9 protein-coding genes and 1 pseudogene are annotated in these 15,514 nt (G+C 39.6%); 2 read left to right on the top strand and 8 right to left on the bottom strand.

Features of this window, described 5'->3' with window-relative positions:
• Positions 1–126 precede the first annotated feature (126 nt).
• The 5 genes and pseudogenes from ANA7108_RS0118575 to ANA7108_RS0118560 all read right to left on the bottom strand — a co-directional run bounded on the left by ANA7108_RS0118575 (position 127) and on the right by ANA7108_RS0118560 (position 8,523).
• Positions 127–2,133, bottom strand: coding sequence for a nitrate ABC transporter ATP-binding protein (locus ANA7108_RS0118575; RefSeq protein WP_016952317.1), 2,007 nt, complete (start codon positions 2,131–2,133; stop codon positions 127–129).
• Between the two features lie 71 nt (positions 2,134–2,204).
• Positions 2,205–3,041: a nitrate ABC transporter permease gene (gene ntrB, locus ANA7108_RS0118570; RefSeq protein ID WP_016952316.1), complete on the bottom strand. Its 837-nt coding sequence runs from the start codon at positions 3,039–3,041 to the stop codon at positions 2,205–2,207.
• A gap of 46 nt (positions 3,042–3,087) precedes the next feature.
• Positions 3,088–4,467: a CmpA/NrtA family ABC transporter substrate-binding protein gene (locus ANA7108_RS0118565; protein WP_016952315.1), complete on the bottom strand. Its 1,380-nt coding sequence runs from the start codon at positions 4,465–4,467 to the stop codon at positions 3,088–3,090.
• Positions 4,468–4,909: 442 nt separating this feature from the next.
• A pseudogene (locus ANA7108_RS29025) lies at positions 4,910–5,316 on the bottom strand (RNA-guided endonuclease InsQ/TnpB family protein); the annotation flags it as partial.
• Positions 5,317–5,655: 339 nt separating this feature from the next.
• Positions 5,656–8,523: a glycerol-3-phosphate acyltransferase gene (locus tag ANA7108_RS0118560; RefSeq protein WP_016952314.1), complete on the bottom strand. Its 2,868-nt coding sequence runs from the start codon at positions 8,521–8,523 to the stop codon at positions 5,656–5,658.
• 548 nt (positions 8,524–9,071) lie between these two features.
• Here ANA7108_RS0118560 and ANA7108_RS0118550 point away from each other — a divergent pair.
• On the top strand, positions 9,072–10,007 hold the full coding sequence (locus ANA7108_RS0118550) for an SGNH/GDSL hydrolase family protein (RefSeq protein WP_016952312.1): 936 nt from the start codon (positions 9,072–9,074) through the stop codon (positions 10,005–10,007).
• Between the two features lie 670 nt (positions 10,008–10,677).
• Here the strand turns inward: ANA7108_RS0118550 and iscB are convergent.
• Positions 10,678–11,961, bottom strand: a complete 1,284-nt coding sequence (gene iscB, locus ANA7108_RS0118540) for an RNA-guided endonuclease IscB (RefSeq protein WP_016952310.1) — start codon at positions 11,959–11,961, stop codon at positions 10,678–10,680.
• A 224-nt stretch (positions 11,962–12,185) separates the two neighbouring features.
• Positions 12,186–12,749 (bottom strand): hypothetical protein, encoded by a 564-nt coding sequence (locus ANA7108_RS0118535; protein WP_016952309.1) that lies wholly within the window; start codon positions 12,747–12,749, stop codon positions 12,186–12,188.
• Positions 12,750–13,019: 270 nt separating this feature from the next.
• On the opposite strand from ANA7108_RS0118535, the gene ANA7108_RS0118530 reads away from it, so the two are divergent.
• Positions 13,020–13,568: a pentapeptide repeat-containing protein gene (locus ANA7108_RS0118530; RefSeq protein ID WP_016952308.1), complete on the top strand. Its 549-nt coding sequence runs from the start codon at positions 13,020–13,022 to the stop codon at positions 13,566–13,568.
• Positions 13,569–14,023: 455 nt separating this feature from the next.
• Here the strand turns inward: ANA7108_RS0118530 and cobJ are convergent, their stop codons facing one another.
• Complete coding sequence (gene cobJ, locus ANA7108_RS0118525) at positions 14,024–15,451, bottom strand: precorrin-3B C(17)-methyltransferase (protein WP_016952307.1); 1,428 nt, start codon at positions 15,449–15,451, stop codon at positions 14,024–14,026.
• Between the last annotated feature and the right edge of the window lie 63 nt (positions 15,452–15,514).

Below are 15,514 nucleotides of genomic sequence, written 5' to 3'. Positions count from 1 at the left end.
GAGGCTCTGCCTCTATCATTGTGTAAGGCAGAGCCTTACTTTATTCATTCCCATACAGAGTATGGGAACGAGGAGTATGGGAACGAAGAGTATGGGAACGAGGAGTATGGGAACGAGAATTTGTAATTAAGCTGCTATTTTTCTAGGAGTATCGAGAACGACTTCTGCGACAGAGAAATCACGTTTAATATCTAAACTGGTGAGATAAGCAAAAGGATCATCAGCGTTGAAGGGTTTACCATCAAATAATTGAATGGGTTGACGAGTGTAGCTAATATCTAAACCTAATTCTCTCGCTGCGGTACTGAATACACCAACTCGACAAACTCTTTCAACAATTTCTACCCAGTTACGAGGGAAGGGAGTTTCACCCCATCTTGCTAACTGTGTCATGATCCAAATTTGCTCTGTTCTGCTAGGACGATTGATAGCCGAATCAGAATAAAATTGATGATGGGCATACTCGCGCATGGGATGATCTAAATCGCAAGTATTCAGATTATCAGGATCTTCTATTTGGATAAAATCAATGTCGGTGCTGACATATTCTCGACTTGCTAAGATTTCTCTGACTTCCTGGGCATTTTGAGGATCAGCACAATATTTACAGGCTTCTAATAATGCTTTGGTTAAGGCAATATGAGTATTTGGATAATTATTAGCCCAGTCTTCTCTGACTCCTAAAACTTTACCAGGATGTCCTAACCAAACTTCTAAATCTGTGGCAATTGTAAAGCCTGAACCTTCTACTGCGGCGCGATAATTCCAAGGTTCACCAACACAGTAACCGTCAATAGTACCACCTTTTAAATCTACTACCATTTGGGCAGGAGGGATATTTCTCATATCCACATCAACATCAGGATCAATTCCTCCTGCTGCTAACCAATAACGCAGAAGTAAATTGTGCATTGAGGCTGGATGTACTACCCCCATTCTGTGCATTTGTTCACGGGTTTTGAGGAGGTAATTTTTGAAGTCAGAAAGACTGTATATACCTTCTTCATAAAATTTCTTTGCTAGGGTAATGGCGTTACCGTTGCGTGTCATTGTTAAGGAGGTGACAACTGGTAAGGGTTGGTTTTTGTTGCCTCCTAACGATAACCATATTGGCATTCCTGATGGCATTTGGGCTGCATCTAAATAACCGCCGGAAATACCATCAACGATACCGCGCCAGTTGCTTTCTCGTACTAAATTAACTTCATCTAAACCATGTTTTGTAAAAAAGCCTTTTTCTTTAGCTATTGCTAGGGGCGCACAAGCTGTAAGAGGTAAGAAACCGATTTCTAAATTAACTTTTTCTAAGCCATGACGAGCAATAGCTGGTGTTTTTCTTGCCCTTAATTTTTTGATGCGTTTTTGTTGGTTGAGGAAGTAAATCATTTCACTTCGCAAAATGTAGTAGCTGGGATGTTCTACAACTTCCATCCGTTTGCGAGGACGAGGAATATCTACTTCTAAAATATCGCCAATTTTTGATTCTGGTCCGTTAGTTAACATAACAATTCTGTCAGATAACAAAACGGCTTCGTCTATGTCGTGTGTAACCATGACGGCGGTAACTTCGTTTTCTTCGCAAATTTTTATTAATTGCTCTTGCAAATTACCGCGAGTTAGTGCATCTAAAGCGCCGAAGGGTTCATCTAATAGTAATAGTTTAGGACGAATTGCCAATGCGCGAGCTATAGCTACCCGTTGTTTTTGTCCACCTGATAACATCCCTGGTTGTTTATCAGCATGGGGACGTAAACCCACCATATCTATATGTCTGTCGATTATGGCTTTACGTTCGGCTGCTGGCATTCCATTTAATACTGAATCTACCGCTAAGGCGATATTTTCTCTAACAGTTCGCCAAGGTAAAAGTGAATAGTTTTGAAATACTACCATTCTATCTGGCCCAGGTTTTTTAATTCTTTGCCCTTCCAGAGTGACTAAACCTTCTGTGGGTAAATCTAACCCAGCAATCATATTTAAAAGAGTTGATTTACCGCAGCCAGAGTGACCAATTAATGAAACAAATTCACCTTTTTTAATTTCTAAATTAATGCCTTTGAGGGCGATATATTGACCGCCACCAGTTAATTCAAAGACTTTATCGATTTGATCAATAGCAACAAATACAGACATGGTGATTGGTGATTGGTGATTGGTGATTGCAATTTCTTAATTACAAATTACGTTGCGGTATTACGAGTTATTTATTTTTGTTCTGGCAAAATCTTATTTTGTAACCAAGCCATGCCTTTATCTAGTAACAAACCAACTACACCGATATAAACTAGTGCCAAAATAATTTCACTGATGTAATTGTTTTGGTAAGCATCCCAAATAAAGAAACCAATTCCCACAATACCGGACATGACTATTTCTGCTGCAATAATCGCTAACCAAGCTAAACCAATGGCAATTCTTAAACCTGTGAAAATGTAGGGTAAAGCCGCAGGAATAAGGATATTTAGAAAATAATCCTTTTGGGAAAGTTGCAGAACTTTAGCAACGTTAGTGTAGTCCTGGGGAATTTCTTTGACTCCTACCGCAGTGTTAATTAGAATTGGCCAAATAGCAGTAATGAAAATTACGAATAATGCTGCTGGTTCGTTTTGTCGTAATGCTGCTAAAGAAATGGGAACCCATGCTAGAGGTGGTACAGTTCTTAACAGCTGAAATAAAGGATCTAAAGCTTTAGATAGTGTTTTATTAATGCCAATTGCCACTCCTAAACTGATACCAATTACGGCAGCAAAAAAGTAACCAATTGCCACTCTTTGTAAACTAGCAAAAATTTGCCAAAACAATCCTTTATCAATGCCACCTTTGTCATAAAAAGGATACAAAATTAATACCCAAGTGTCTTGAATTACTTTAATTGGTCCGGGTAAAGTTGCACCGGGAGTTAATGCAAATATTTGCCAAAGTGCGAGAAATATACCTAAAGCGATCGCAGGTGGAACAAGTTCAGGAATCTGCTTTTTTATCCAGGATATAAAGCTATTATCAAGCTTAGGACTAACAGAGCGTTTTTGGGCTAATGTCATGGGATGTTTTCTCCTCAAATTTCCTGACGACTAATTAACTAAATGACTAAATGCTGACTTTCTTAATTGCCAAACTCTTGAGGTATGCTTCTGGGTCTTCAGGATCGAATTTAATACCATCGAAAAATGTTTCTACACCACGAGATGTACTGGCAGGAATATCAGATGTAAAACCTGCTTCTTTGGCAGCTTCTTTCCAAATATCTTCGCGGTTGACTTTATCAATTAACGCTTTAGCTTTTGCACCTTTATTGATGATGTAATCTTTTGGTAAAAAGCCCCATCTGACGCTTTCAGTGATAAACCATAAATCATGACTCTTGTAGGGATAGGAAACATTACCTTTTTCATCTTTCCAATACAAAGCTGCCATTGATTTATCATCAATTTTGCGTCCATCGCCCATATCATATTTACCCATGAATGGGTCAATTAAAATATCAACTGGAACATTAAAATATGCTCGTTGTGATAAGATGTCTGACATTTCTTTGCGGTTCTCAAAATTGTCACACCATTGCTGGGCTTCCATGATGCCTTTTAATAAGGCTTTTGTGGCTTTAGGATTTTGATCAACCCAGTCTGCACGCATTGCTAAATATTCTTCAGGGTGATTTTTCCAAATTTCTGCAGTTAAAGCAGACATGAAGCCAATTTTGTCTTTCACAATGCGAAATGGCCAAGGATCTCCAGTACTGAAAGCATCCATTGTTCCTGTTTTCATATTAGCCACAGTTTGGGCTGAAGGAACTGTCAGCAATTTCACATCTTTATCAGGATCAATTCCTCCTGCTGCTAACCAATAACGAATCCAAAAATCTTGGTTAACTGCGGGAAATGTTTGCGCTGCGGTGAAAGGTGTGGGTGATGATTTCATCTGGGCAAATAAAGATTTAGCCCCTGCAAGTTGTAAACTTACACCTTTCCCTAAATGTTTATTAGCGATCGCAATACCGTTACCATGTGTAATTAATTGACACAATACATACATGGGAATGGGTTTATTACCTTTGGTAATTTTCCCTTCGGTAATTAAATGTGGCATCGGCATTTGCCATTGGCCACCATCAATACCACCACCAGCAGAACCAATTTCTACGTTATCTCTAGCCGAACCCCAAGAAGCTTGTTTAGAAAGTTCTACACCAGTCATGCCATATTTAGCAAAGAAGCCTTTTTCTTGGGCAATAATTAATGGTGCAGCTTCAACAATGGGAACATATCCTAATTTGACTTTTACGGTTTCTGGTTGTTGTCCAGAGTTGGCATTAGCTACTGGTTGAGTAGTAGTTTGGGCGGATGTTCCAGTAGTGTTACCCGCTTCTGGTGGATTTCCTAGACATCCTTTAAGTAATACTGCACTGGCTGAAACTCCAGCAGTAACGATAAATTTACGGCGAGACACTTGGTTAAAAAAGTCAGACATAAATACAACTCCTGGATTTGCAAATTTGTTTTTTAAGCATGAAAATTACAGCAATATTAAATTTATTGCTACTACAATCAAAATATATGTAGTCATGCAAAGTCAACATTTTCCAATAGAAAATGGGCAACTAAGCTATGGCAGCCAAGTTTAATTACTTTGGGTCAGTGGGTGGGATGGGTAAACATCTTTGACCTGTTGAAAATTAGTTTACAGGGTTTTTTATGAAATTGATCAATTTGGCACGGCAATTATTAAATAAATATTAGATTAAACATATAAGTAAAAACTTATATATTGGGCTAAATTATCCCCGACTTCTCTACTCTATAGAGTTTTTTCTATGAGAACTATTATAGTTAAACTATGCTTAGGTATTTTTTGACGAAGTTTATAGATTTTAGGCAATGATAACCATCAAAGACAATTGACACTCTCAGGTCTAAAGACACTGAGATTCTTTGATCGACGATATGACTTGCTCATACAGGATTTCTCCAGCACAAGTAGAGGTCTTATCTCCTAAAGCGTTGCTTGCGTCTAGCGCAAAAGTGACCATATCCCTACCGTACTCAATCCTCGACTAAGGATGTTTCTAGCTGCGTTTTCGTCTCTATCCATCACACAACCACACTTACAAGAGTGGGTTCTAGTGGATAGCGTTTTCTTGACAATTTCACCACAGCTAGAGCATTCTTGGCTAGTGTATTGCGGGTTAACCGCTACCGTGACCCTCTTGAACACTTTCCCAAAGTATTCGATCCAGACACGAAACTGATACCAAGATGCGTCATTAATGGACTTAGCTAAACAATGATTTTTCACCAGATTTTTAATTCTCAAATCTTCAATTGAAGGCGGTTAAAACCGCCCGTGTCGCTTGTATCTCAGCACGCTTTGTGACTGAGCTTTACGCTTGCCGGATATTTCTGTAAGTTGGCGTAAATAATTATCGTTGGGATAAGGCAGGGTGCAGGGATGCAGGGGGCAGGGAGAAAGAGGGTTTTACTCTACTTTCAGCCGTTTGCGATCAAACAAACTCTCCGCGTCTCCGCGTCCCACTGTCTTTGCGTCTTCCTCCCCCATCTCCCCATTTTAAGCGTCTCCGCGTCTCCGTGTCTCCGCGTCCCTCTTTCTCCCCATCTCCCCTAATATAAGCCGAACACAATATAACTCCCTGATCTATATCTACTCAAGTGAGATTTCCTGTAGTTCCACAATACCCTTAGAGCCATCAATTTTTACTTGCTGTCCGTCTTCGAGCAAATATGTAGCTCCACGCACATCCATGACTGCGGGAATACCGTACTCACGAGCAACAATTGCACCATGAGAAAGTTTACCACCTACCTCAGCAATTATTCCTCCAGCCCTAACTAAAATAGGAGACCAACCGGAGTCTGTATAAGGAACGACGAGAATTGTACCCTTGTTAATTTCACCGACTTCTTGTAAATTACGTAACACCTTCACTCGTCCTTCGACTTGACCTTGACTGGCGGGAATGCCAAGTAAGATATTGTCAGAAGTATCAATAGGAGAGGGGATAGGGTGGGGAGGATTGTTGCCATAAACTAGAGGAGGGATTTCGATAATCTGGCTATGTTCGAGAAATTGCGATCGCCGATTTTGTAATAATTCCGGCAACTGATTCCTCAGCACGACATCAGCATTTGCCGCTAAACGCCGTATTTCCCCCAATTTCAAAAAGAAGATATCTCCTGTTTGTAGCAATAAACCGGTTTGTAGCCAAATCTTTTCTAAAGCCAAAAAAGTCCAGCGCAGTTCGGCTAACAAGCGAGAATAAACTTCTGTGACTCGTCCTTTGAGATCCACACGTCTTTGCACAAAACCTTCTGGGCGCTTTCTGGACTCATCTTGATTTGGAAGTTCATTTCCCTGCATCAATTGAACAAACAATTGTTTGACTAACTGCGGCTGTTCTCGCCAGGTGGGAACGGAAATATCAGTCCCAACTTCGCTTAAATAACCATAGTCTTCTAGAAGTTCTTCAAAGTCGTACAAAATCTTTTCCCCTTCTGGGGTTTGCGCCAACTGTTCAAAAACGCTCTCCGGCTCAAACTCCGGTAGAATTTCTTTGGCATCTGCGGCTAAGATGTGGAGCGATCGCAATGATGCGACTTCTGGAGTAATACTATGATCAATTTGCTCCTCTTTCACCCCGGAAATTGCTTGACGGATGGCAGCACTCAAAGGGGATAAAATGCTGTAATAAGTACCTTGGTTGAGTAAATCTAGAATTAAGTCCACTCTGACTAACAACTGAGATGGCGTTAAGTCCTCAATTATTTCATTCGCCAACTTTGTCAACCCAGGAATGAAGCGTCGCCGATAATCCCGCTTAAATTCTTTTTCTAAACTGATTTCCCGTTGGAATAACTTTGTTAATCCTGGCAAGTTTTCCCAAGTGGAAGCTAGAGGAGGTTTACTCATTTTTGCGCCTCTGGTTAAAAAATCCAGACTTTCTGGCGGTAAACCCATTTCTAGAAAAATCTCTCCTAAGAAAGTAGCATTAAAGTAGGCTCTAGAGTAGTGCAGCGTTGCCATTTTGGTAAAGTCCAACTCACCCACACTATTACCCAGTACTAAAGTAAAAAGTTCTCCCCACATTCCACAAGTGAGGGGTAAATTAATCGACCAGGTTAAGGGGTGAATCACTCCAGGAATTACTTCGGCGGCGATTTTCCTTGTCCAAATCGGTAAGAGAGTCGTAATCGGGCGTGATTGCAATACCCAGATAGTTTGCCCATCGTAACTCCATTCCACATCCTGGGGAATCCCATAAAAACGGTTTTCTAGTCGGCGGGCTAAGTATGCTACTTGCTTAATTAATGCTGGGGGAATTTTCCCTTCACCCTCAAATTGGAGACAAGATAATTTTTCTTCACCGACGATAAATAGCCGATATTGTTCTGGGGTCACTTTTCCAGAAACAACTTGTACGGGGCTACCAGACAGGGCTTCAATAATTACAGCATCACCTTGTTGAACAATGGGATCTCGACTGAAAGCCACACCGGAATATACACTCTGGACTTGGGGTTGAATCAGTACTGCCATTGCTGCATCTTTGGCAGCAAGATCGCGTCGATATTGGACAGCGCTGGGATGATGATAAGAAGCTTGAACTTGGGCGATCGCATCTACTAAACCCTGTTGGCTAGTAACATTCAATATTGTTTCATATTGTCCAGCGGCTGAGGCTTGTGCTGAGTCTTCCCCAATGGCTGAGGAACGCACTACCAAGGGTGACAATGCCGATGGTTGCAGAAAATCAATCAATAGGGCAGGATCATCAAAAGGGGATAAAATCCATCCTTTTGGCACTGGATAACCCCAGCGTTTGATTTGAGATAATGTGGCTGCCTTGGCTCCAAATATCGCTGCATCCAATTCATCATCTAAAGTGACAATCGCTGTCTCACCACCGCTGAGGTATTCCATCATTGGTTGTGTTTGGGCTTCTTTGACTGATAAATCCATGTCATCGGGAATTTGTTTATAAATCCAGCCGAGTAACCCTGTTAATCCAAACGCAGCAACAATTCTGGGCAAATCTTCAGCGTGCAGGAGTGCCACCAAGAGGGGAAAGAGAACCAAAACTCCATATTTGATTGTCTGTCTAGAACGCAGAATTATCAAGCCAATGGCTGCGACTAAACTAACAAATCCTGCTACTAGGGGATCATGGATCAACAATCCCCAAGCGACGTTTGTTGTTCCTGCACCTCTGCCTAAAAAATATCTACCTATGACTAAGGCAATTAGAGCTATCAATTCCCAAAATGAATCGCTGGGAAAGAAAGCACGCGCAATTAATACCGCTACTATTCCTTTCAAAGCTTCTGACATCACTGCCAGAATACCCACTAGTTTGCCGCCGTGATAAAAAGCTGCGGAGACACTAATATTACCTGTACCGATTTGTGTTAATCGCTTACCCTTGATTAAATAGGTAATCCAGGCAATTATGGGCATTGCCCCTAGGAGTGGACAAGCAATTAAAATAACTAAGATACCCCAAAACTGAAACATTTATTTTTGATTATGAATTTTAGACCTATCTTCCATCTAAAATCGCAAATCGCAAATCAAAATTTTGATTATTTTTTTTCGCTGGTTTGATTATTTGCTTTATGGACACTAGGCAGCGATGGAAAACCTTGTTGCTAGTGTCCTTATAGCTTAACTAATGATTCTAGTTTAGGGCATAGGCAGATTGTAAAGCCCACAGAATGAGCGCTGCTATCGACCCCAGAAGCAAAACAGTAGAGACAGTCACTACTTTTGGGGAATCTGCGCCTTCAAATTTCATAATTCCGCGATTTAAGTCAGACATAGCTTTGTAATCCTCCTTTGTTACAGTGCTAATCTGTCCGTCTTGATTGTAATCCTTCTGTTGGAAGATGATGTTAAATTCACATTATTATTTTCTTTAAGCTTTGCAACGGTTTTTTAAGTAAAAACACTTTCTCATCACAATAGTTAATTTTAGTTAATTTTTAAATTTGTTTTAAATCTGGACGCTGCTTTTTGGGAAATTTCGTATAATTTATTACTGTATTATTTTAGGGAGATTGTCAGTGAAAGAGGTAATAATCGTCATTTTGGCAGTGTTATTGGGATTATTGATAGCTATAGAGTTAGGATTGCGATCGCTCTTTGGTTTCGGGAATCCCTTAGTTTACATTGGTGATGAGCAAATTGGTTATTTATTAGCACCTAATCAAAGCACCCGTCGCATGGGAAATCAGATTGACATTAATGAGTATTCTATGCGGAGTGCGCCCATCCAAAAGCTACCTCAACCCTCGACATTGCGAGTTTTGCTTTTAGGTGATTCTATTGCTAATGGCGGTTGGTGGATAGATCAAAAAAATACTATTTCTAGTCTGTTGATGGCTTCTTTGTCATCTCAGAATCATGACGAAGAAGTAGAAGTGCTAAATGCTTCAGCTAATTCTTGGGGTCCAAGAAACGAACTAGCTTATTTACAGAAGTTTGGTAATTTTCAAGCTCAAGTCATAGTTTTACTAATTAATACAGATGACTTATTTGCGACTGCTCCTACTTCTTTACCTGTGGGGCGCGATCGCAACTACCCAAATCATAAACCACCATTAGCAATACTGGAAGTATTACAGCGTTACGTTTTCAAACAAAAGCCGATTCCTGAACTTGAAGTATTGCAGAATGAAAAAGGTGATCGCGTCGGTATAAATTTAGAAGCAATTAGTAAAATTCACAGTTTTGCTCAAAAAAATAATAGTCAATTCATACTGGCTATGACTCCTTTACTGAGAGAAATTGGTGAACCTGGCTCCCATGACTATGAAATTATCGCCCGTAAACGCCTCAGTGATTTTACTAAAGCTGAAAAAATTAATTATATAGATTTTTTACCACAATTTAATTCAATTGTTAACCCACAAGGCTTATATCAAGATCATATTCACATGAACCTCAAAGGAAATAAATTTGTGAGTGAGGTAATTGAACGTTGCTTGCGGGGAACGTAACTAAGTAGGTAAACAGAAAAAATTAAAGGTATGTGAAGAAAAGTAAATAGGGCTGAAACCCTCTTTCCCCCTGCTAGAAAGCCCCCTGCTCCCTGCCTTACCCCAACGACAATTTTTAAGTTTGTATTTTAGCATAAGCAGCCATGTTGCCCCACGTCTCACTCTTAGGAGCGTGGGATGAATTGTGAGTGAGTGACGAATTGAGCAACGAGCGAAATTGAGCATAGCGAAATCAGCAATGTTGGTCGGTGTTAGCGAAGCGGCACGAAGTGCGGAATGAACACTTTCTTGGTTTTTTCCAAATATTTGATATAATTTTAACCAGTAGGTGTAATCCAATTAAATGCTCAAAAGCAGCCTATTAAAATAAAAGCTAATTGTTTGGCTCAACCAAAGAACCGTGGGGCGCACGGTCTTAAAGCTCAGTCAACGTCTTCATAGAAGAGTCGCGCTCGTTGCCCACACTCACCTGTTCGCGTAGCGTGCCGTAAGGCATAAGGGAGTGTGTGGAGTACGTCACCCTATTCAAATCTCTTTAACCCAGATTGCCAAACCTCCACCACGTCCACGCGCTGCAATGAAATCATAAGACCTCGCGGTAAGTGAGAAACTCAGACACTTCAGTGCTGAGAGGGAAGCGGCACGAGCGGTTTTAACCGCATTTAATCTTTTAATTTGAGTAGCTATAACCATCTTTTTTGTGGATAGTTTTACAGGTTTTATAACTAATTCCTTGGAGTAGTCCATTTCTAGTTGAAATATTGAAACTTCCAGTAGCACGGGTTGCTATTCTTCCAATATATTCACCAACTTTTTTACCAGTTTTGACAACTGATTTAACGATGTCTCCTGTTTGAAAACCAAAATGAAATTTAGTTCTAGAACAATAACGATTTGGGAATCCATGCTTGTCAGTTCTGCAAGATTGTCTAGTGCCGTGACCGTTAGCTGTAATTAGCAATGGTTTAACACCTTTGATATTGAGAATTGGAGTTGATTGACCAACACAAGCCGCGTCAATCCAGTGCGTTTTCTCTAGTTTCTGTTGACTACGATTGAATTTAGTTAAACCTCCTGAACCTGTTTCTACAGGTAATCCAGTCGCTTTCAAAACGAATAGTAATACAAACCGAGTTGTGTTTACTGCGGCTGCATCAGCCAGTGATCTTTTAGCTTGTTTCAATATTTTTTCCAATTTTGATGGGTCTTTTTTGAGGAAATCTTTAATATCTTTCGTTCCTTTTTTGGTGTTACATTTTTCACAACTTAAAGTGAGATTTGTAATTGAATCACTACCACCCTTGGCTCGTGGATGAATATGCTCTACTTGAAAAGGAACGTCTTTCACTCCACAGTAAGCACATTGTCTATCCCACTTGTCTAGTAAGTATTCTCTGGTTTCATAACCAGCCAAAGTTCCTTGTTGATATTCCCTACCTTGAATATCAGGATTAGCCATTAATTGCATATCAAAACGTACAAGTTCCTGACTGATAGCAACAAAATGGACAATTCTACTTAGCTTCTTAACCCAAGTTTTGATATTCTCAATCCGACTCTGCAAGCTCGGTGTTAACCAGCCTAAAGAGCGTGTTCTATTCAAAAATCTTGGTTGTCTGTAACGAGTTTTTCTAGTACGTCTAAAACGTCTTAATTGTCTTCTAGAAGTTAAAGCATCTCGAATTGCAAAACCTCTATGTTTTAATTCAGCAGCGAATACAACCTCACCAGTAGTATCGTTGATTAACGCTATTCCTGTATGCTTTGCCCCTGGATCAATCTTTAATCTTAGAGGTGATACCGAAAAATCTGGGCGAGATTCTTTTAAGATAATTGTGAAAGGAAAACGTCTAAAAACTGCTGCTTTACCATTTCTTAATAGTTGTCTAGCTTGGGCTGAATGAATTGGATTTAATGGTTGTTTGTCGGTGTTAATTACAAATACTTTGGACATAAAGTCCCTCCTTGCGGGTAATGTTAGCCTCGTCAATGTTTTAAGAGCTTTTTAGATTTGCAACACTGTTTCAGTGACTTTAAAACTCTTTAATTGCAAATGACAGAGCAGGGAACTGGCTTCGCATTCCAGGGTGTCGTGACTCAAAAAACGTAGTCAGTTAAGACTTAGACTGGTCAGTACAGCTTGTAATGTCTTACAAGCTCAGTCCCTTTAGGGCTGAGTTACTGACCTGTTACCAAGAAGAAGGCAAAAAAGGGTAATTTAGCTATAGGTTGGTTATAAAAATCCTCAGATTGGACTTTACCAGAACGAATTGGCTGATTGTACATAACACGATTGAATACACTAATCTGCATTTGGGTAAAGTCAAAAGCTAATAGATTTTTTTTACCTAAATATTGTGCAGGTCCTGTCAACTTTAATAATATCGAGCCTAATTGTACCTGATTAGCAATTTCGCCTCTAACTAAAGCATCTTCCGTAGTGGCATTAAAAGAAATATAAATTTTCGCCAATTTAGGTACATAAAAACCCTTACCTAAAACAATCCCTCCGCGCTGTCTGACTTTTTTCGTACCAGTAGCAAAGCACAGCCGCCATTTACCAATTAGAGATGAAAAGGGATAATTAAGCCGTTGTTGTTTACCAAATTTTTCTGCTTGCAGCAAAGCATTAACTACTACCTCAGCCGTCGGAGGTTTGTTCCCTTGTCGATACGCAGCCGCAGTTTGGGAGAGAATTTTGAGAAAATCAGGCGTAATGGTAGATGTCAAATCAGCAGTCATGATAACGTTGTTAATTTAGGTTTTTATCGGCATTTGCTCATTATCTTGATAGATTCTAACCTTTATTTTCCTTAACAAAGCATAGGAGTAAGCAGACTCATATTAGCTTATATATAAGGAAAACGATAAAATCATTACCATTAAGTTAAATATCTTTCCATTAAGGAAAAGTTCAAAATACCAAAATCTTTAGCACAATAGAACTACCAAATAGTCTTTGGTGTGGTTTGAGGAGTATCTAACTCACCTATAGGTATAACGAGGTGAAATATGGATACTAAAAAACTCCTGAGTCAATATAAATCAGGAGAGCGAGATTTTCAAGGCATAACTCTACATCAGGCAAATTTAAATCAGGCTAACTTGAGTGGGGTTAATTTAACTGAAGCTGATTTGAGTGGTGCTGACTTAAGTCAAGCTAACTTGAGTGGATGTAACTTAACCAGAGCAAATTTGACGAATGCTGACTTAAATAGCGCAAATTTGCAATATACCAATTTGAGTGAAGTCAACTTAATTGGGGCTGATTTAATGAAAGCTAACCTCAAAGAAAGTAACCTAAGTCGTGCAGATTTGCGTGGTGCAAATTTAATGTTAGCAAACTTACTAGGTGCAAACCTCAGCGAAGTAGAAATGAGTGGTGCTGTTTTAAATGGTGCTAATCTCAACAAAGCCAATTTAATTGGTAGCAATATCAATGAATCAGAATTCAATAATACAGATTTAGCAGGAGCAATTATCACTGAACTAGAGATGACCGGCGAAATTTTGCATATCGGTTTATCTCATCAATGGATAACTTGGGCTGGGACTTGCTAATTCTCTAGAGACATGGGCGAAGAAAATTAGTAATTACCTGCCTCTTTGCCTCTACTCTTAACTGTATTTTTTCCCAAAAAAATGGATTTATCTATCCATATCTAGGGCTTGCTGAATAAAATTTTCGGACATAACTCTATATTAGTTATGTCTTTTTATTTTTGCATCCTCACTTCATGAAAACATAACTGTCTATAAAAAAATGCCCGCGTTAGCGGACATTGATAAGGGCTTTTTTTACTTTTTTGGCTACAATCATGCATGGAAGATGCTGTTTTTATTGTTGATGATTAGAACTAAAAAATCAAGCCTTTGAAATCAATTAACAAGACATAATCACTTGAATTATATCTTTTTGAGCAAAATTTCTAATATTCAAACTCAAGCTTCATAAAAGAAATTATATTTATCGATAAGGGTTTTCAGCCAATCTTCTGATAACTTTGAATTGCTGATTAGGGTTTATAACGGCGTGGCGTATAAACCCATACTTTATCATCACTGCGTTGAATCTGGCGAGTTTGAGAGGAACCAATGAGAATCAAAGTTCGCATATCGGCTGAAGCTGGTTCTAACTGGTCAAGGGTGATAACTTTGACTGCTTCTCCGGGTCTGCCAAGATTCCGCCCTAATACTACTGGAGTATCTGGCTTTCTGTACTTTAGCAAGATATTTTTAGCTTCTGCTAATTGCCAAGTACGTTCTTTAGAAACCGGATTATAAAAGGCAATGACAAAATCAGCTTGGGCAGCTGCGGTAATGCGTTGGGTGATAATTGCCCAAGGTTTTAAAATGTCAGATAGGGAAATCGCACAGAAGTCATGTCCTAATGGTGCGCCAATGGTGGCTGCTGTGGCTTGCATGGCGGATATTCCAGGAGCGACTTGGATTTCGATGTTTTGCCATTCTGGTTTGTTATAGTGGTCTAAAACTTCAAATACTGCGGCTGCCATTGCATAGATACCGGGGTCGCCTGATGAAACCACTGCTACATATTTTCCCTGGGCGGCTAAGTCTAGCGCCATTTTTGCCCTTGCTTCTTCTTCTCGGTTGTCGGACTCATGAATGTGTTTACCATCAGCCAGAGAACCGATTAAATTGATATAAGTTTTATAACCAACTAAATCCGTGGCAGCATTGAGGATTTCTTTGACTTGAGGAGACATCCATTTTGATGCACCAGGACCAGTGCCAATTATGGCTAATTTTCCTTGTTTGTTTCCGTTGGTTTCGGAATCGGTGGCGATCGCAACTGTAGCGGGATGATAAACTAAACAGTTAGGTTGAGGAGTTCCCAAATTTTCAGTAATCTGAATTGTTAACTCTCCATTGGGGTCTATTGGTAATTGACTCTCACTCAACCAAGGGGCTGTTCCTTCTAATTTAACTTTTGCCCCTGCTAATAAATCTGCAATAAATTTTTTTCCATCTTCTGGGTTAGCTAAATGATATCCAGGAGGAGGAGATAACAATGCTGTGCGAAAACGCAAATCACCTGTGGTCGTAATTGCTGGTTTGACATTTAGCACTTCCGCAATTTGACGGGCTAAATCATTGACTCCACTTAGTCCACCTAAAAGCGGGACAACTGCGCTACCATCTTCAGCTACAGCTAATACAGGAGGTTCTTGACTTTTATCTGTAATTAGAGGTGCTAAAGTTCTGATGAGAATACCAGCTGCACAAATACCAATTAATGGTGTGCCGGTAGAGAATAACTCTCGCAATGTTTCGCCAAAATTCGTAAAACTAACATCAACATCTGAGGTGCGATTTGCTAAACCGTATAATTTCGCCCCTGGTAAAATACTGGTAATTTGCCGTCCTACTGCTACACTATTTTGACTCAATATAATAACGGCAGCTGCAACCCTTGTGTTCATATTTTAGATTTTAAGCTATTCGACATTTAACTTGCATATTGTTGTGTTTTGGTAAAAACATCC

This window comes from Anabaena sp. PCC 7108 (assembly GCF_000332135.1).
In the GTDB taxonomy this organism is placed as follows: domain Bacteria; phylum Cyanobacteriota; class Cyanobacteriia; order Cyanobacteriales; family Nostocaceae; genus Anabaena.
The sequence above is the reverse complement of the archived record's forward strand: the minus strand, read 5'-3'. Positions and strand labels throughout refer to the sequence as shown.